Below are 16,222 nucleotides of genomic sequence, written 5' to 3'. Positions count from 1 at the left end.
CCGAATCGAGAACACTAAGCGTGAGAAACTACAACGAAGAGCAAGCTGAACGGGGAGTGATAAAGATGAGTAGGTCACCAGAAAACATCTTGTTGCACTTATCCGAGTCGGAGGAACAACAGGTTCGTGAAATCTTTGCAGCGTTAGCCCTGCAGGGATTTCCCGTACAGAATCAGACTCCACATATCAGCATTACTTTCGCGCCAAAACTAGCCGACGAAGTGATCCATTGCGCCACGGACCTGCTGCCGGCAGTGATCCCGGCACAACTCAAACGAGTGGGAACGGTGGTTTTCGGAACCAAACGCAAACAAACCGTTGCCTGGTTATTGGAAACTTCCCCTCAGTTAGAACACGCGGGCCGAACCATCAGTGAAGTGAACACTGTTGGACACGGGCCACGATGGATCCCGCATCTGACCATGGGGCTACGACTTCCACGCGAGATAGTCCCTGAATACCTCCGAGCGCTCGATGAGTTGGGAGCCGAGTGTTGCCGAGAATTCACTGCAATTCGCGCCGGGTACTGGAAGCCAGGTTTGCAAGAGCTAACGGTACTTGCCCAGGGGTGAACCTAGGTTGGCTTTGGTTCAGAAGCTTTTCCCGTAACTAGGAAGATTTATCGGTGGGTTCAGGCAGGAGCTCAAACTCTGCAGTATCGGTAGGCACACCATTAACTTGCAGGGACACTGAATGCGTTCCGGGGTAGTAGTGACGAGTCGTAATGGCCTTGAAGGAATGCGAACGGGCAATATCCAGGGTTTCGTCTGGGGACAGGGTGCGAGTCGTTAGCTTAAAGACCTTGGCTGTGGTTGATCCATTGGCCTTTTGGTGGTGCAACACGTAGTCGATGGCAAGCTGTGTAGGCTCGGCACCGGTATTGCGGACAGTCGCAGTGAAGTTCACGGTTCCGCCCCAAGGAACCTGGGATTCGTGGATCAATGGCCCGTTGATCTCAACCGTCGGAGTGCCAAAACCAAGTAGCGCTAACGCCGCAGGATTACCTTTTTTGATCAGCGTGCGCAGTGCATGCTTGACGAGTTTTGGTGTTGTGGCCTCTGGCGCTTGCATCCAGCGCTGGGCTGTTGAGGTGACTAGTTCGGGATCGTGGCGACTGATGTCGTTCAGGTGGTTAGCCACCGAGCGCCTAACGTACTCACTTTCATCACGGTAAAGCGCATCAAGAATTGGAATAGTGCAGGCCGGGTCATTCACGATCTGAGGAACCCTGACCGCCCAAGGCAAATAAGGACGCGTGCCTTCGCTTGCTAGCCTGCGAACATGCTCATCGGATGAGTCGGTCCACTGTTGGACAAGATTCAGTGCGGCGGGGAGATCATGCTTGAGCAAAACCCTAATCGCAAATTCCGAGGACAATCGTGGGGTGAGCAAACCCAGCAGCGCCATGGCATCGGTAAATGACGCTGTCGTATTTTCACTGTCGGCACGGGTTGCCACGGCGGAGGTCACCGGCCAGATCATCCACCCGCTAAAGGTCTGCGAAGTTTCAGCAGCCTTCTTCACCACATTCGCCAGCTGCGTATATGACTCGGGGTAGTCGGTAAGCAGGGCATCGCGCAGAGCATCCGAGCGTTCACGCAGACTCAGCGGATCCAGAATCTTTGTTGCGCTACGAAGATTTTCTAGAGAACACTGCGGGTCGACTGCGTGGATTTCGTGTACGAGGCGTTCGGCTACGTCTACACCGATAAGTTGATCAGCAAAAGGCATATAGCCATTCTTGACCGGATCGGCCCAACCTGCGAACCCGTTTGGTCCAACACCGGCTTAGGGCTTAAACACAGTGAGAGCCACCAAAGTAGGTGGCTCTCACTGGAAGTCTGTGGGGTAGTGCTCTAGAACTATTAGTTCTGTACTAGGATCTGGAAGCTGACGCCGCCCTGCTCGTCCACTGCTGCGTCCAGTACCTTGTCGTCCAGGTCATCGGCGATGAGCTCGTCCAGGTAGACAGGGCTACCTTCACCCGAAACAACAGTGTCGGTTTCTTCTGGTTCAGGAACAATCTGAATGGCAAACGCTGCTTCTTCAGGTGCGGTCGTAGCGTCAGCCTGGTGGATGCGCAGGCCTGCTTTTTCGGCCTCAGACTGGTTGGTGACGATTGCGGTCACGATGGATGATGCTTGATCGGTCAGTGCGAGCACGATGGCTCTCCTTCCGGTTGCGTACATACCAAGGTCAAGGCATGTTCGTGCCACGATTCCAAAAACTGCAGTGAATCTCAAACTCGCTTAATAGGCACGAAATATCCTCCCCACGCAGCAGTAAAATCAGATAGGGTCCGCCCATGAACGCCTAGACTGGCAGGAAAATCAGATTCAAGGGGAGTGGACGTGGAACAAGTACCGGGCCTTGACGTGGCACATTCGGTCGAGGGTTCGTCAGCTCAACCCACACGACGGATCTTTGCAACCTCGAAGTCTCTGGCGCTCGCCGAGTTCTTGGAAACTGACATTGATGCACTGCATTCCTTTGCCTCGGATCCGATGGTGTGCAGATATAGCCTGTGGGGTCCCAACAAGCTTGAGGAGTCTCAAGCCTTCCTGAGCGACGCACTGGTGACCAAGCCCGGCAGGTTAATGATGGCGGTCATGTTTGGTGGCGCGGTCATTGGGACAGCGTCGGTATGGACCACCAATGAAGAACAACGAATCGGCGAGCTTGGCTACACCCTGCATCAGGATTATTGGGGACAGGGCTTGGGGACCGAAGTAGCAGTCGCACTGGTAGACCTAGGATTCCGGCTCTTGCAGCTTCGCCAGATTGAAGCGACCTGCGATTCACGAAACTTCGGTTCCAGTAAGGTGCTCATCAAGGCCGGTCTGAGATTTGTAGGACGAAGGGCTGAAGATCCAGGCAGCACCGGTGGCAGGAATGAAACTCTGCTGTACATGGTTGAGTCTGAGACAAGAGCTCACAACTGATCAAGCAGCTGAGAGTTTTCCATAGTCCCTTGGTACATGCTTACGGCTACGTAGACTGAGCACGAACCACTTTCTTCAGGAGGTCACCTTGTCAGTATTCAACGAACGCGCCCAGAACCTAGCCCGCTTACACGAGTCGGGAGAGCTACTGGTCATGCCCACCGTATGGGATACATTCAGTGCCTCGCTGGCCCAAGAAGCTGGGTTTGAAAGCCTGACTATCGGCAGTCACCCGGTGGCAGACTCCATCGGCAGTGCCGATGGGGAGCAGATGGATTTTGCTGACTACCTTGCCGTAGTTCAGCGGATTACCGGTGCCGTGGAAATCCCGGTCAGTGCCGATGTTGAGTCGGGTTATGGACTAAAGCCTGAGGAATTGTTTGAACGCGTTTATGCTGCCGGTGCAGTGGGCGTGAACATTGAAGATGTTGTTCACGGCGAAGGTAAGCGCGTGCGAGACCGCCAAGAGCATGCCGACTACATTCACGGTGTTCGCTCAGCGGCAGATGCGGCTGGCGTTGATTTTGTGATCAACGGTCGAACCGATGCGGTGAAGCTGTCCGAGCAATTTTCTGATCCGCTAGGTGAAGCTATCGCCCGCATCAAGTTGCTTGAAGAGGCCGGGGCTCGCAGCGTATATCCCGTGGCTCTGTCCAGTGCGGATCAAGTGAAACAAGTTGTTGAAGCCGTATCCATTCCAGTGAACGTGACGGCTCACCCGGTGACCGCTCACGCTGCTGGTGATCTTGCCGCCTTGCGTGAACTGGGTGTTCGTCGCGTGAGCTTCGGCCCGCTGTGGCAGAAGTGGCTGGCTGAAGTTTCCTCGCAGCAGCTGAGCGCTTGGCGCCAGGGCTAAGAATTCAAAGTCAAGAAAAATCGGACTACGAGAAACTGATTATCGAGGGGCGAGATGTACTGGGAAAATCTGGTCTTTGACGCATCAAATCCGCATGAACAGGGCATCTTCTGGGAAGAGCTGTTCAGTGCGGAAACGTTGAGTGATAATTCCGGCGGCTACGAAACGAGACTTCAGTTTTCGGATAATAGCTTCCTGGATCTTTGCTTCCCGACAGTCAGTGACTCGGGTGTTTCAGCGCAGCGACTATTTCCTGTGGTGATCGAATCGAATGCCGATGATTATGCAACATCGGCTCATTACCTCGCGCCGCGCAGGAAGCTACAGGACCGTGCTGGGCGAGATTACCTTGTAGTTGAGCCCGGCGACGGTTCGGGTCGATTTAAGTTATTAGCAGTGGAAGTCTGGAGTGCCGATCCAGTTCGCGATATCAAATTTTGGTCAGCACTGACCGGTTGGAAACAGAGCGCAGAATCGCCCACGGTACTCCAGCACCCAAATAAGGTCGGGCCACTGTTAGGCATAGTGCCACAACAGCAGGACAAGGCCGATTCCAAGAGTTCAATTCATTTAGATCTACGCTTAGAACCAGACGATGATGTAGAACAGATCGTTGAACGAGTCGAGCAGCTTGGCGGAAGCGAATTCCACCATGAATGGGGAGAGATTCCCTGGCGTGTATTTTTGGACCCATCGGGAAACGAATTCTGTATCCTGCCTGCGCCGACCAATTGACCTTGGACCCTGCCTTCTTTCGTAGACTTAGTTGCGTTGCCGAACACACAGTTCAGGAACGCAATCGCTGAAAGTGAAGTCAATACCGCAGTTATGGACACAACGACCAAAGCGCCGATGCCGTTATTTATGATCCATGGCAATGGAGTTGATCATCGGATACTGAAGCCGTTTGAACAGACTCTCCTCTCCGGCGAGATTTTTGAACTCCACAACATTGATCTTCCAGGATTTGGTGAATGTCCTCCGCTGGACGGGGTAGCAGGCCTGCCAGAGCTAGCTGACTGGTTAGAAAGCACCATTGAATCCGTGACGGCAGGTGCTCCTTTTGCGTTGCTGGGTAATTCGATGGGAGGACTGTTGTGCCAAGAAATGGCGGATCGATTTGCGGACAACGTGCAAGGCATCTTCCTGTTGGCGACGGCAGTATTTCCCCAAGCAGAATCTCGGACGTTACCTGAGCAAGCAGTCGTGGTGCACAATCCGGCGCTGCTCGATTCACTCCCTGAAACGGATGCGCAGCTGTTCTCCGACATCGCGGTAGTTCAAACAGAACAAAGCTGGCACGACTTTTCCCAGTGGGTGCTTCCTGGTCTGAAGGCCGCAAACCTTAGGGCAATGGCCAAGCTATCCAGGCGCTATGTTCTTGATCCGTTGCCACTGGATCGGGACTTTCAACTCACAGTGCCAGTGCGGATAGTTTGTGGGCGCCAAGACCATGTCACCGGATATGAAGATCAGAGCCTATTGCTGAACCGTTACCCGAATGCACGCGTAAGCATCATTGATGCCGCTGGACACAACGTACACATTGACCAACCCGAAGCCGTGCAAAGCGCCCTGCGCTCGTGGGTCGACGAAGTCCATGATTACCAGAGAACTAAGTGATTCGCTCAAGAAGTCGTAAGATATTCAAATCATGGCCCGCTGAACCGACGAATCGTCTCGGCGAAAAATCTGTATTCAAAGTTAAACCTTGAATCAGAGCCTTTGCGCGGAGATAGGAAGTAATACATGGACGAGCAGATTGTCCTACGCGAGTGGACGAGCATCGATGAAGTTCCAGACCTGCTAGACGTTTGGAAAAGTTCCGTCGAACGACGTAAAGATTTCATTTCTGCTGCGGATCTTGATGCAGTAGCTAAAGCTTTGGAATCCGTCTATTCACAATCTTTAGAAGTGATCATTGCTCAACAAGGTGAACGGATCTTAGGGTTCGCGGCTTGGAATGCTTTGGAAGTTGAGCTGCTGTGGGTGCGCCATTCGGACCGCCACCAAGGAATCGGCAAGCTCCTTTTGAACCACATTACAAACAAGAGCCCAAACGTTGAGGTGCATCTGGACGCCCAGCGTGTGCTGGCCATTGAATTTTTCAGCAACTCCGGATTCAGCTTCATTGCTGGGGGCGACGGGGCGGCTTCACCGAGGACCGTATTACGTCACGAATGCTCACCGGCAGATAACGTGGCACGATAGTTTCATGAGTGAAAATAGCCGCGCACTTCGCGAAGTAAACGTCCAGCGCACCGAGTCAGGCAAGTATGTTGCAACCAGTGCCGCCTCCGGTGCGAGCATTGAATTTGGTCAGGGTGAGGGTCTGCTCTCGCCGGTTGAATTGTTGCTGGCAGCCATTGCTGGTTGCTCTTCAATCGACGTGGACGTGGCAACAACTCGACGTAGTGAGCCAGAAAAATTTGATGTTCAGGCAAGTGGATACAAGATCACTGAAGACGGCGCAAGCCGTATGGATGACATTCACCTTGGCTTTGATCTTAAGTTCCCGGATACCGAAGAGGGGCGCAAAGCCGCCGGTATGGTGGAGCGAATCGTCAAGCTATCTCACGACAAATATTGCACTGTCTCTCGCACCGTCGAGCTCGGTGCCTCCGTGGTCAGCGAAGTGGTTGAGTAAGTCCCTTGGAGTCGATTTGGGACTTGCTGAATAACTCTTGATCTAAGAAACCGCAAGTCACTCAAGTGAATTCACTGATTTGAAGATTTGATAAGTTTCAAAAAATTTTGTGATTCAGTTGTGTCTCAGGTCACTATGTGCGAATTTCGCTGCAGGCGCCCATTTTTGCTTCGAATACCGCACTAAGACCTGAATATATCCAATGAGCGTTGGCTGGGAGTTACAGTCTTTGCCCTAGTCAGCGTAGTTCCTTCATCGTAGGGTCGACTTGTCCCTACGTTGAAGGAGCGGAAAATGCAGTCTGGGAACATCTTAGGCAACATAGACTGGGCGTCAATGCTACAGAAAGTAGCCATTGCGCTCGTCATTCTCATCATTACTTGGCTTGTAGCGCGAATAGTTCGTTGGGCTGCCGGCAAATTAGTGAGCAGAGTGAAGTTCTTGCAGAAGCAAGGAAATGACGGAACTCAAATAGGGCAATCCCTCGGCAAAGTTGCCGGGCTGATTGTCTGGCTCTTTGGCCTCGTCGCTATCCTCCAGGTCTTCTCGCTTTCAGAAGTTCTTTCACCGGTGCAGGGCCTGCTCGGTGGAGTCATGGCATTTATCCCGAATCTGATCGGTGCCGGCTTCATCTTCTTCATTGGCTATGTCATCGCAAATATCGTTCGACAGCTGCTGAATACCGGACTGGGAACGGTGGACTTTAGTGGTCTCGTTCGCAAGCTGACTCCAGCCAACGAACCCGTAGACGAAGTTCAGTCACGCGAAGCTCAGGCGAAGATCGTTGGAATCATCTCCAACATTGTGTTTGCACTGATCCTGCTTGTTGTTGCTATCTCGGCACTGCAGGTCTTGGGTATCGCGGCAATTTCGGATCCTGCCCAACAGATGTTGCAGCTGGTCTTCACCGCCATCCCGCAGGTCATCATGGCCCTTGCACTATTGGCAGTTGGCGTATTGATCGCTAAGTTCGTAGGTCAGCTACTAGAAACCACCCTTCAGGGTGTGGGCACTGACCGTGTAGTTGCTGAGTGGGGCGTAGTCCCAGACGGCAAGAGCGCATCGGGAATCATCGCTGGAATCGTCAAGATCGCCATTATTCTGTTCTTCGGCGTGATGGCAGCACAGATGCTGAACTTCCCAGCAATAACCAACATCCTCAATGAAATTCTGAGCCTTGGTGGCAAGATCCTCTTCGGCGCAGCAATCATCGCGGCAGGTTTTGTTATTGCCAACGTGATCGGCAAGTTCTTGGGTGAAACCACGGCTTCGAAGATCATCCGATACACCGCGATCGCTTTGTTCGTGGCAATGGGCCTGAAGTACATGGGCATCGCTGACTCGATCATCAACATGGCCTTCGGCGCAATTGTTATCGGCGCAGCTCTTGCAGCAGCGCTGGCCTTCGGCCTCGGCGGACGTGACGCAGCGGCTCGTACGCTGAACAAGATTGATACCGACAAGGTGGTCTCCAACGAACCAGGTTCGGTACCGCCGGCTCCGCCAGCACCACCGACGACTCCACCTACGACGCCGGGTATCTAACCACCTAGATCAAAACAGCAGGGACAAATAGAAAGTCGTGGAATCCTTTTAGGATTCCACGACTTTTCTGCGTGTCATTAAACTTACTCAGTTAGGTTCAACGGCAACGGAACTACAGACGACACGGGATCATCACGAAGACGTGCGTAAGTGAAAACATCAATACGCTCACCGTCGATCAGGAATTTGCCCCGCTCAACACCTTCACGCAGAAAACCATTCCTTTCAGCGACGTGCCGGGAGCCTGGGTTATTTGCGCGTAACCCTAATTCCAAGCGGTAGATGTCTTGCTCCTCAAAGAGATAATTCGCCAGGGTAGCCACAGCCCGAGTAGTCAGCGACTGCCCTCTAAATGCCTGATGCATCCAATACCAAATCCATGCATTCTTATTACTTGAATCTAAGGTGCCGCAAACTAAGCCGATCAATCGCCCGTTCTTCGTGATGGCCAACGGACATTGACGTCGCCAATCAGCTAGTAGGGCGCCAACATATTTACGGGCGTTTACGGGCGTTTGCGGGAGTGCTGGCCTCACCTTGACGATGCATTTCTGCATCAGAGGTAAAGGCTTCAAAAACCGCGTCGGCATCTGACACCCTGAGCTTTCGAACGCTAATTTCATCGCCGGTATTTTCTACTTGCGCATTGGTGGTATCGCGTTCTTTGTCGGTTGCCGTTGCGCTCAGTGTTCCTTGGTGAAAGAGCATTTGCCAGCGGCCCTGATCGTGGAACCACAGGGAAGTGCGATGACTTGCCCTGTGACCGAAGGTGGACCACCGGAGCAACACAAGGTTTGTTGACAGTTGTGTACCAACAGGGTCATGAACCTGTCCTGCGCTGCCACCAGAATCCTCAGCGACCAACAATCTAAGAATCTGTTCTCGGTTGTAGGTACGTCCGCTGGCTCCAATCTCACCAAAGTTCTTGTGCAATAGAAGACTCAGCTGGTCAGGGTTGTTGCGAATCGTAGGAGACAGTAGCTGCTGCTCAAACTCAACGATGGTTTCCAACAACGTGGAACCAGCAACCAATTCAGCGGGATACTTCGGAAGCGACATGTTTGTAAGTACATCACAGAAGATGACGGAACAAAGTCCGCCGTAGTTCGCTTTTATGAGCTGGGTCATGCTTATAATCGCAACATCTCCGCGGGAGCCTGAATCGACCAGGCTGAGAGGGCACTGAGCCGACCGCTATACCTGATGCGGGTCATGCCGCCGTAGGAAGGAAGCGTGCGCCTATGCATGTCAACATCGTTGGTGCCGGAATCATCGGCCTAGCCACAGCGTTTGAGCTCAGCTCGCGCGGGCACACTGTCTGCATTATTGATCCTTCACCCGGCCAAGGCGCCAGCCATGCTGCCGCAGGAATGTTGGCGCCGGCAGCAGAAACCGTCTGGGGCCAAGGACCACTGCATCAGATGTTGGCCGCCTCCAACAAGAGCTATCCAGATTTTGTGAACAGGATTCAAGCGATCTCGGGCCAGCGTCCCGACTATCTGACAAGCTCAACCTTGGTGGTAGCGGCAGAACCCGCGGACCGTGAAGCCCTACACGAGCTGGTGGAATTACAAACTTCCTTAGGCCTGTCAGCTCAAAAGCTGTTGCCCAGCCAAGCGCGAAACCTAGAGCCTGCGCTGGCCAGAAACATTGCTGGTGCGGTGCTTTGCGAGGATGATCATCAAATTGACCCTCGCTCGGTGGTACGAATTCTTCTGGAGTATTTCCAGTCGGATCTCGTGCTTGAACAGTGTGTTGAAGTGATCAAGGATGACAAGAATCAAACCACGGCCGTGCTGACGTCTTCAGGTACAAGACTGGAAGCAGAGCAAACAATTCTCTGTACTGCCCTAGGAACGGTTAGGGGAGTTCAACCAGCTCCCGTACGCCCGGTTTATGGTGACATCCTGCGGATCCAAGGCCCACCCGGCCCTGCATTAGTGACCCGAATTATTCGAGGCATCGTGCACAGAGAAAATGTCTATCTGGTTCCGCGCAAAGACGGAAGTCTTGTTCTCGGAGCCAGCGTGCGCGAAGACGGGAATCCACAAGTCAACGTTGGCGCCATGTACAACTTGTTGGATAACGCTCGCAGACTTGTTCCCGGCATCTCTGATTGCTCGCTGAACGAGGTCATTGCCAGAGCTCGTCCTGCAACTGCCGATGACCGCCCGCTAATCGGTCGTATAGATCCAGGGCTGGTGATCTCCACCGGCTATTCACGTCACGGAGTGCTACTCAGCCCGTTGGGATCAACGCTCACCGCTGACCTGACAGAAAACCTGCCGGCCAGTGCGATGCTCAAGGACGTTGACCCGCACCGTTTCCCTACCTACTCATCCGACACACTTTTGGAGCAAAGTTCATGACTTCAATCAGCATCACGGTTAATAACCAACCCGTTCAGGTGGACGCAGGATTGTCCCTGCGTGAATTCATCGCCAGACACATCGGCAAGGAACTCGACAACGATTCCAAAGCCATTGACGGTAGCAAACTTGGACTGGCCGCCGCGGTCAATGGGACAGTGGTGCCGCGCAGCTCATGGAACGGATTTGCAGTGCAGAGCGGACACACAATCGAACTCGTCACGGCAGCACAGGGAGGCTGAACATGGAAGCGCAAGAGATAACAGAACTTAATGCAACCACGGACCCATTTGTTGTTGCTGGACGAACTTTTTCCTCACGCCTGATCCTAGGTACCGGAGGTGCTACCTCGCTGTCCACGCTGGAAAGTGCACTTCAAATTTCCGGGACAGAACTCACCACGGTAGCCATCCGCCATTTTTCAGCATCCGGTTCAGGCAACGTTTATGAGTTGCTGCAACGCAATGATGTGATTGCTTTGCCCAATACCGCTGGATGCTTCACCGCACGCGACGCCGTGCTCACCGCACAGCTGGCCCGCGAAGCGTTAGAAACCAACTGGATCAAGCTGGAAGTCATCGCTGATGAGGACACGCTGCTACCTGATCCATTGGAACTCTATTGGGCCACCGAACAGTTAGTGGCTGATGGCTTTGAGGTTTTTGCCTATACCAATGATGATCCCGCCCTGGCCCAACGCTTGCAGGATGCGGGAGTTGCTGCAATCATGCCTGCTGGCGCACCCATTGGCTCAGGTTTGGGGATCCTGAATCCACACAATATTTCCACCATAGTTTCGCGTTCCAACGTTCCAGTCATTCTTGACGCAGGGGTGGGTACCGCCTCGGATGCGGCGCTTGCCATGGAACTTGGCTGCGATGCAGTACTGCTAGCTAGCGCAGTGACCCGGGCGCACAATGCTCCACTGATGGCCGCCGCAATGCGCGACGGAGTTAAAGCCGGTAGGGCGGCATACTTGGCCGGCCGAATCCCCAAGCGCGATACCGCACTGGCCTCCTCACCTGAAGAAGGCATGATGCAAACGCTGGTCGGTGAGTTCTAATGACTCGCCCTGCATTGTGTGAACCGGCAACGGATTTTGAAGCCGGTGCGCTTGCACGCTACTCGCGACACCTCACACTTCCTGGGGTAGGCGAAGAAGGCCAACGGCGAATCCTCAACGCCAAAGTACTGATCATTGGAGCCGGAGGATTAGGCAGTCCCATCGCCAGTTATCTCATCGCGGCCGGCATTGGACATATAGGGGTGCTAGATGACGATAGTGTTGAAATATCTAATCTTCAGCGTCAGATCATTCATCGTGAAACCGATATTGGTAATCCCAAGGTCCACTCGGTGGCCAGAATAGCTCTAGAACACAACAGCGATGTCAAGGTGGAAGCCATTGATCAGAAGCTGAGCAAAGACAACGCTATTGAACTCTTCACCGACTACGACTTAGTTATCGACGGTAGCGATAACTTCGCCACCAGGTACCTTGCCTCAGACGCAGCAGAAATTACCGGTACGCCATTGATCTGGGGAACGCTGTACCAATTTTCTGGTCAGGTATCGGTTTTTGATCCGCGTACCGGTCCGATGCTGCGGGACCTCTTTCCCGAAATTCCTGATGCTGATTCGGTGCCCAGCTGCGCCGAAGGTGGAGTCTTCGGAGCGTTATGCGGAGTAGTCGGTTCAGTGATGAGCACCGAAGCGCTCAAACTCATTACCGGAGTTGGAGAAACGCTCTCCGGCAAGCTCTGGCTCTACGATGCGCTGTCGGCCAGTGTGCGAACCTTAGGATTTTCACCTGATCCGCAACGTACTAAAGTCACTGAGCTAGGGGAGTATCAGCCAGTTGCTTGCACAGTAGAAAAACCAGTAGCCCAGTTAGAGGTCACAGCACTCCAATCAATGCTGCAAGAACAGGAAGTTCTCTTAGTAGACGTTCGCGAGGGGTGGGAGCGGGACATCGTAGCCATTCCGGGAAGTATTCACTTACCGCTGGCGAAGGTGCGCGATGAGGCTGTGCACACAATTCCTGCCGAGGCCCCGACCATAGTCATGGTGTGCAAGACCGGAGTCCGCTCCCAGCAGGCAGTAGAAATTGCTGCCAAGGTACTTCCAGAATCTTGCCGCCTCTACAGTCTTGCCGGCGGAACCCTAGCCTGGCATTTGCAGGTAGAAGGCGAAAAAATTAGTTACTAGTAGTCAATGCCTAATAGGGAGTTGCTGGCTGGCATAATGGCCACATGATCACCAGTGAACCCTTGGAAATTCGTGAGCTAGCTAGTCAAGATGAGCAGCAGGCCGTTGACGCTCATAATTTGATGCTTGTTGAAGACTTCGAGTTCCTTCCAACGTGGTCCGCTGATGAAGACTGGGAAGATTACATTTACCGCATGAAGGCCGGGCACCGCGGGGAGCATGTCCCGCCGGGTTGGGTTCGTTCTGCACTATTTGTAGCTTTTGACCAAGCTGGTGAACTTGTTGGGCGTGTATCGGTCCGGTATGAGCTCAATGACTCACTGCTTCAATTTGGTGGACACATCGGTTACGGCGTCGTTCCAGAATTTCGTCGTCGCGGTATTGCCGCTGAACTGTGCCGGTTCGCTCTAAACGAAGTGCGTGTTGCCGGAGTGGACCAAGCGCTACTTACCTGCGACAGCACCAATGAAGGCTCCAAAGCCACAATTAAAAAATGTGGGGGAGTGCTGGACGCGGAACTTCCCGAAGTAGCGCACTCAGGTGGACCTAGCACGCTGCGTTTCTGGATTCCGACGGCAACGGAAAGCTGAATTTTTCACGATTTTCGCGGAAATTCTTGTATGTTCTGACACAGAGCACCGGAGTACTTGCTTCGAGAGCGTAAACTGGATTGTTGGGTCGACTTTGGCCCCGACCCCTTAGATCTAAAATCCTCGAGCGGAAGTGAGCCTTCACGCATGTCAGATAACACCATTAGTCGCGACGAACTTCGTAACGTAGCCATCGTTGCACACGTTGACCACGGAAAGACCACCCTGGTTAACGCCATGCTCCAGCAGACTGGCGCATTCGACAGCCATGGTGAAACCGAAGATCGCGTGATGGACTCTGGCGAGTTGGAGCGCGAGAAGGGCATTACCATTCTTGCCAAGAACACCACCGTGTTCTACAACGGCCCAGCCGCTGACGGCAAGGCAATGACCATCAACGTTATCGACACCCCGGGTCACGCTGACTTCGGTGGCGAGGTCGAGCGTGGCTTGTCCATGGTTGACGGCGTGGTTCTGCTCGTTGATGCTTCTGAAGGCCCATTGCCTCAGACTCGCTTCGTGCTGCGTAAGGCACTGAGCGCAAACCTCCCAGTAATCATCGTGGTTAACAAGACCGACCGCCCTGACTCCCGCATCGATGGCGTCATCTCTGACTCCATGGACCTGCTGTTGGGCTTGGCTTCGGACTTGGCTGATGAAGCTCCAGACTTGGATCTGGACGCCATCTTGAACGTTCCTGTTGTCTTCGCTTCGGGCAAGGCCGGTTACGCTTCGATGAACCAGCCAGCCGATGGCACCCTGCCAGACAATGAAGATCTTGAACCACTGTTCGAGACCATCATCAAGCACGTTCCTGCTCCGACCTTCACCGAGGGTGAAGTTCTTCAGGCACACGTAACCAACCTTGACGCATCGCCATTCCTTGGCCGTCTGGCACTGTTGCGCATGATCAACGGCACCCTCCGTAAGGGCCAGCAGGTTAACTGGGCTCGCCAGGATGGCACCATGAAGCAGGTCAAGATCACTGAACTGCTTGCCACCAAGGGTCTGACCCGTGTTCCAGCTGAAGAAGCTGGTCCAGGCGAGATCGTTGCAGTTGCTGGTATCGAAGACATCATGATTGGTGAAACCCTCACCGACCTTGAGAACCCTAAGCCACTTCCACTGATCACCGTTGATCCACCTGCGATCTCGATGACCATCGGTATCAACACCTCGCCACTTGCTGGCAAGGTCAAGGGCGCTAAGGTTACCGCCCGCCAGGTGAAGGATCGCCTGGACAAGGAACTGATCGGTAACGTTTCGCTGAACATCCTGCCTACCGAGCGTCCAGACGCTTGGGAAGTACAGGGTCGTGGCGAATTGGCACTGGCTATTCTTGTTGAGCAGATGCGTCGTGAAGGCTTCGAGCTGACCGTTGGTAAGCCACAGGTTGTGACCAAGGTTGTTGACGGCAAGGTTCACGAGCCAATGGAACGCATGACCATTGACGTACCAGAAGAGTACTTGGGTGCTATTACCCAGTTGCTGGCATCGCGCAAGGGTCGCATGACCGACATGGCTAACCACGGCACCGGCTGGGTTCGCATGGAATTCATGGTTCCTGCACGTGGCCTGATCGGCTTCCGTACCCGCTTCCTGACCGACACCCGCGGCGCAGGTATCGCATCGTCGTTGGCTGAAGGCTACGAGCCATGGGCTGGTCCAATCGAATACCGCATCAACGGTTCGATCGTTGCTGACCGTGCTGGCGTTGTGACTCCATTCGCAATGATCAACCTGCAGGAACGCATGAACTTCTTCGTCAAGCCTACTGAAGAGGTTTACGAGGGCATGATTGTTGGCGAGAACTCCCGCGCTGATGACATGGACGTAAACATCACCAAGGAAAAGAAGCTCACCAACATGCGTGCAGCTTCCTCGGATAGCTTCGAGAACCTGACCCCACCACGCAACCTGACTCTGGAAGAGTCCCTCGAATTCGCTCGCGAAGACGAGTGCGTAGAGGTTACCCCGGATGCAGTTCGTATCCGCAAGGTTCTGCTGAACGCTAGCGATCGTGCCAAGGCTACCCGTGCACGCGCTCGCTCCTAATCAGCGCAACAATAACCAAGGCAGCAACCTCTCCGCGCTCTGGCGTGGTGCGGTTGCAGCCTTGGTAGCAGGATTATTCGGTACTGCAATTCACGCGTCCATCTCCTATGTCGGCAACGACATTCCGGTGGTGTGGGGCGTGGGTGTTGCATGGCTGTTGCTAGGCGTCTTGGTCTACTGGGCTGCGGTTTCTTCACAGAAGCTGTGGGCCGGGGCCTTGGCCTTCATCGGTTGCTACGTCTGTGTGGGCCTGATTTCCTATGTAGGAAATGATCAGCTCATCCTGAGCATGCAGTACTACAAATATCTGCCGGGCCCGGCCATTGCTTCGGCCTTGTGGATGTACGGAATGATTATTCCTGCAATTATTGGATTGGTGTTGGCGTTGCGAAATATTCGCAAACAGCACCGAGCCAACTAACACAGAAGGTGTTCTTCCCAGTGGGAAGAACACCTTCTGTGTTTAACGAAAAGTTTTTGCTGGTGTACCGATCAGCGATCTGCCGGAGTATTTCCGGTGACATCTAAGTGGTGAGCCAAGAAGAGGGAGGTGGCTACACCGTCTTCTTCTGGATCTCGCATTGCGTAGTCCTCAATGACCGTGCGTAACCGAGACATCATTTCTTTTTGGGATGCTTCGCTTAGCTTCAACCCGACGCGGATCACCTGAATTTCTTCGGGAGCCAACCCATCAATCTCTTGCAGGAAGGTGTCCACGAGCATCGGAGCGGCATCGGGGATACGTGTTCCCCAGGACTGCTTGGTGCTGCGGTAGGGAACCTCTTTGGCCCCACGATTGCCACGGCGCGCTTCTTCCGGCTCCAGATAACCATTGGTGACTAGGGTGCGCACATGGTGTAACGATGTGGCCGGATTGAGCTCAAGAATGTCCGCAATTTCCTTGTTGGTTCGTGACTCGTGGAGGCACAAACGAAGGATTCGAAGCCTCAGCGGGGAGCTGAGTGCCCGAGCTCGCGATTGGACATGTTTGTCGGATGGCATGGAATCAG

Annotated in this window: 20 protein-coding genes and 1 riboswitch; of the genes, 15 read left to right on the top strand and 5 right to left on the bottom strand. The window is 53.7% G+C overall.

The window, feature by feature from the left end:
• The first annotated feature begins 65 nt into the window (after nucleotides 1-65).
• A complete protein-coding gene (locus tag ACT3RW_RS11400) occupies nucleotides 66-572 on the top strand; it encodes a 2'-5' RNA ligase (RefSeq protein WP_444613826.1) in 507 nt (168 codons plus the stop codon).
• Between the two features lie 37 nt (nucleotides 573-609).
• On the opposite strand, the gene ACT3RW_RS11395 is transcribed toward ACT3RW_RS11400, so the two are convergent.
• Both ACT3RW_RS11395 and ACT3RW_RS11390 read right to left on the bottom strand, forming a co-directional pair.
• Nucleotides 610-1,731 carry a DNA alkylation repair protein gene (locus ACT3RW_RS11395; protein ID WP_444613825.1) on the bottom strand — a complete coding sequence of 374 codons (1,122 nt, stop codon included), beginning with the start codon at nucleotides 1,729-1,731 and terminating at the stop codon, nucleotides 610-612.
• A gap of 134 nt (nucleotides 1,732-1,865) precedes the next feature.
• Nucleotides 1,866-2,162 carry a Fe-S cluster assembly protein HesB gene (locus ACT3RW_RS11390; protein ID WP_444613824.1) on the bottom strand — a complete coding sequence of 99 codons (297 nt, stop codon included), beginning with the start codon at nucleotides 2,160-2,162 and terminating at the stop codon, nucleotides 1,866-1,868.
• 189 nt (nucleotides 2,163-2,351) lie between these two features.
• Here ACT3RW_RS11390 and ACT3RW_RS11385 point away from each other — a divergent pair, with 189 nt between their 5' ends.
• The 7 genes from ACT3RW_RS11385 to ACT3RW_RS11355 all read left to right on the top strand — a co-directional run bounded on the left by ACT3RW_RS11385 (nucleotide 2,352) and on the right by ACT3RW_RS11355 (nucleotide 7,990).
• Nucleotides 2,352-2,942 carry a GNAT family N-acetyltransferase gene (locus ACT3RW_RS11385; protein ID WP_444613823.1) on the top strand — a complete coding sequence of 197 codons (591 nt, stop codon included), beginning with the start codon at nucleotides 2,352-2,354 and terminating at the stop codon, nucleotides 2,940-2,942.
• 88 nt (nucleotides 2,943-3,030) lie between these two features.
• Nucleotides 3,031-3,798 (top strand): isocitrate lyase/PEP mutase family protein, encoded by a 768-nt coding sequence (locus tag ACT3RW_RS11380; RefSeq protein WP_444613822.1) that lies wholly within the window; start codon nucleotides 3,031-3,033, stop codon nucleotides 3,796-3,798.
• A 54-nt stretch (nucleotides 3,799-3,852) separates the two neighbouring features.
• Nucleotides 3,853-4,533: a VOC family protein gene (locus ACT3RW_RS11375; protein WP_131088667.1), complete on the top strand. Its 681-nt coding sequence runs from the start codon at nucleotides 3,853-3,855 to the stop codon at nucleotides 4,531-4,533.
• Between the two features lie 129 nt (nucleotides 4,534-4,662).
• Nucleotides 4,663-5,421, top strand: a complete 759-nt coding sequence (locus tag ACT3RW_RS11370; RefSeq protein WP_444613821.1) for an alpha/beta fold hydrolase — start codon at nucleotides 4,663-4,665, stop codon at nucleotides 5,419-5,421.
• Nucleotides 5,422-5,547: 126 nt separating this feature from the next.
• Nucleotides 5,548-6,009 (top strand): GNAT family N-acetyltransferase, encoded by a 462-nt coding sequence (locus tag ACT3RW_RS11365; protein WP_444613820.1) that lies wholly within the window; start codon nucleotides 5,548-5,550, stop codon nucleotides 6,007-6,009.
• 4 nt (nucleotides 6,010-6,013) lie between these two features.
• Entirely contained in the window at nucleotides 6,014-6,445 is a 432-nt protein-coding gene (locus tag ACT3RW_RS11360; RefSeq protein WP_444613819.1) for an OsmC family protein, read from the top strand.
• 336 nt (nucleotides 6,446-6,781) lie between these two features.
• Nucleotides 6,782-7,990: a mechanosensitive ion channel gene (locus ACT3RW_RS11355; RefSeq protein WP_444613818.1), complete on the top strand. Its 1,209-nt coding sequence runs from the start codon at nucleotides 6,782-6,784 to the stop codon at nucleotides 7,988-7,990.
• A gap of 83 nt (nucleotides 7,991-8,073) precedes the next feature.
• Here ACT3RW_RS11355 and ACT3RW_RS11350 read toward each other — a convergent pair whose 3' ends face one another.
• Nucleotides 8,074-8,547 carry a GNAT family N-acetyltransferase gene (locus ACT3RW_RS11350; RefSeq protein WP_444613817.1) on the bottom strand — a complete coding sequence of 158 codons (474 nt, stop codon included), beginning with the start codon at nucleotides 8,545-8,547 and terminating at the stop codon, nucleotides 8,074-8,076.
• Entirely contained in the window at nucleotides 8,486-9,049 is a 564-nt protein-coding gene (locus ACT3RW_RS11345; protein WP_444613816.1) for a nuclear transport factor 2 family protein, read from the bottom strand. Before ACT3RW_RS11345 ends, ACT3RW_RS11350 begins: the two co-directional genes overlap by 62 nt.
• A gap of 80 nt (nucleotides 9,050-9,129) precedes the next feature.
• Nucleotides 9,130-9,234, top strand: a riboswitch (TPP riboswitch).
• Here ACT3RW_RS11345 and thiO point away from each other — a divergent pair.
• The 7 genes from thiO to ACT3RW_RS11310 all read left to right on the top strand — a co-directional run bounded on the left by thiO (nucleotide 9,232) and on the right by ACT3RW_RS11310 (nucleotide 15,633).
• Entirely contained in the window at nucleotides 9,232-10,359 is a 1,128-nt protein-coding gene (gene thiO / locus ACT3RW_RS11340) for a glycine oxidase ThiO (RefSeq protein ID WP_444613815.1), read from the top strand. (Overlaps the previous riboswitch by 3 nt.)
• Nucleotides 10,356-10,601: a sulfur carrier protein ThiS gene (gene thiS, locus ACT3RW_RS11335; RefSeq protein ID WP_444613814.1), complete on the top strand. Its 246-nt coding sequence runs from the start codon at nucleotides 10,356-10,358 to the stop codon at nucleotides 10,599-10,601. The genes thiO and thiS overlap by 4 nt, the downstream gene beginning before the upstream one ends.
• Before the next feature lie 2 nt (nucleotides 10,602-10,603).
• A complete protein-coding gene (locus tag ACT3RW_RS11330; protein WP_444613813.1) occupies nucleotides 10,604-11,422 on the top strand; it encodes a thiazole synthase in 819 nt (272 codons plus the stop codon).
• Nucleotides 11,422-12,567 (top strand): ThiF family adenylyltransferase, encoded by a 1,146-nt coding sequence (locus tag ACT3RW_RS11325; protein WP_444613812.1) that lies wholly within the window; start codon nucleotides 11,422-11,424, stop codon nucleotides 12,565-12,567. The genes ACT3RW_RS11330 and ACT3RW_RS11325 overlap by 1 nt, the downstream gene beginning before the upstream one ends.
• A 44-nt stretch (nucleotides 12,568-12,611) precedes the next feature.
• Nucleotides 12,612-13,157 (top strand): GNAT family N-acetyltransferase, encoded by a 546-nt coding sequence (locus ACT3RW_RS11320; RefSeq protein ID WP_444613811.1) that lies wholly within the window; start codon nucleotides 12,612-12,614, stop codon nucleotides 13,155-13,157.
• Nucleotides 13,158-13,304: 147 nt separating this feature from the next.
• Nucleotides 13,305-15,212 carry a translational GTPase TypA gene (gene typA, locus ACT3RW_RS11315; protein ID WP_131088656.1) on the top strand — a complete coding sequence of 636 codons (1,908 nt, stop codon included), beginning with the start codon at nucleotides 13,305-13,307 and terminating at the stop codon, nucleotides 15,210-15,212.
• Nucleotides 15,193-15,633, top strand: coding sequence for a hypothetical protein (locus ACT3RW_RS11310; RefSeq protein WP_444613810.1), 441 nt, complete (start codon nucleotides 15,193-15,195; stop codon nucleotides 15,631-15,633). Before typA ends, ACT3RW_RS11310 begins: the two co-directional genes overlap by 20 nt.
• 71 nt (nucleotides 15,634-15,704) lie before the next feature.
• Here ACT3RW_RS11310 and ACT3RW_RS11305 read toward each other — a convergent pair whose 3' ends face one another.
• Nucleotides 15,705-16,214, bottom strand: coding sequence for a helix-turn-helix domain-containing protein (locus ACT3RW_RS11305; RefSeq protein WP_444613809.1), 510 nt, complete (start codon nucleotides 16,212-16,214; stop codon nucleotides 15,705-15,707).
• Between the last annotated feature and the right edge of the window lie 8 nt (nucleotides 16,215-16,222).

The sequence above is a fragment of the Glutamicibacter sp. AOP5-A2-18 genome, from assembly GCF_052446055.1.
Taxonomy (GTDB): domain Bacteria; phylum Actinomycetota; class Actinomycetes; order Actinomycetales; family Micrococcaceae; genus Glutamicibacter.
Note: the sequence above shows the minus strand (reverse complement) of the source record. Positions and strands in the feature narration are given on the sequence as shown.

What these genes read in the sequence shown, in the direction of transcription:
- ACT3RW_RS11320 (WP_444613811.1), top strand. Translation starts at nt 12,612, where the DNA reads ATGATCACCAGTGAACCCTTGGAAATTCGTGAGCTAGCTAGTCAAGAT.
- typA (WP_131088656.1), top strand. Translation starts at nt 13,305, where the DNA reads ATGTCAGATAACACCATTAGTCGCGACGAACTTCGTAACGTAGCCATC.
- ACT3RW_RS11365 (WP_444613820.1), top strand. Translation starts at nt 5,548, where the DNA reads ATGGACGAGCAGATTGTCCTACGCGAGTGGACGAGCATCGATGAAGTT.
- ACT3RW_RS11375 (WP_131088667.1), top strand. Translation starts at nt 3,853, where the DNA reads ATGTACTGGGAAAATCTGGTCTTTGACGCATCAAATCCGCATGAACAG.
- ACT3RW_RS11325 (WP_444613812.1), top strand. Translation starts at nt 11,422, where the DNA reads ATGACTCGCCCTGCATTGTGTGAACCGGCAACGGATTTTGAAGCCGGT.
- ACT3RW_RS11350 (WP_444613817.1), bottom strand. Translation starts at nt 8,547, where the DNA reads ATGCAGAAATGCATCGTCAAGGTGAGGCCAGCACTCCCGCAAACGCCC.
- ACT3RW_RS11370 (WP_444613821.1), top strand. Translation starts at nt 4,663, where the DNA reads ATGATCCATGGCAATGGAGTTGATCATCGGATACTGAAGCCGTTTGAA.
- ACT3RW_RS11355 (WP_444613818.1), top strand. Translation starts at nt 6,782, where the DNA reads ATGCTACAGAAAGTAGCCATTGCGCTCGTCATTCTCATCATTACTTGG.
- ACT3RW_RS11345 (WP_444613816.1), bottom strand. Translation starts at nt 9,049, where the DNA reads ATGTCGCTTCCGAAGTATCCCGCTGAATTGGTTGCTGGTTCCACGTTG.
- ACT3RW_RS11305 (WP_444613809.1), bottom strand. Translation starts at nt 16,214, where the DNA reads ATGCCATCCGACAAACATGTCCAATCGCGAGCTCGGGCACTCAGCTCC.
- ACT3RW_RS11400 (WP_444613826.1), top strand. Translation starts at nt 66, where the DNA reads ATGAGTAGGTCACCAGAAAACATCTTGTTGCACTTATCCGAGTCGGAG.
- ACT3RW_RS11360 (WP_444613819.1), top strand. Translation starts at nt 6,014, where the DNA reads ATGAGTGAAAATAGCCGCGCACTTCGCGAAGTAAACGTCCAGCGCACC.
- ACT3RW_RS11395 (WP_444613825.1), bottom strand. Translation starts at nt 1,731, where the DNA reads ATGCCTTTTGCTGATCAACTTATCGGTGTAGACGTAGCCGAACGCCTC.
- thiO (WP_444613815.1), top strand. Translation starts at nt 9,232, where the DNA reads ATGCATGTCAACATCGTTGGTGCCGGAATCATCGGCCTAGCCACAGCG.
- ACT3RW_RS11330 (WP_444613813.1), top strand. Translation starts at nt 10,604, where the DNA reads ATGGAAGCGCAAGAGATAACAGAACTTAATGCAACCACGGACCCATTT.
- thiS (WP_444613814.1), top strand. Translation starts at nt 10,356, where the DNA reads ATGACTTCAATCAGCATCACGGTTAATAACCAACCCGTTCAGGTGGAC.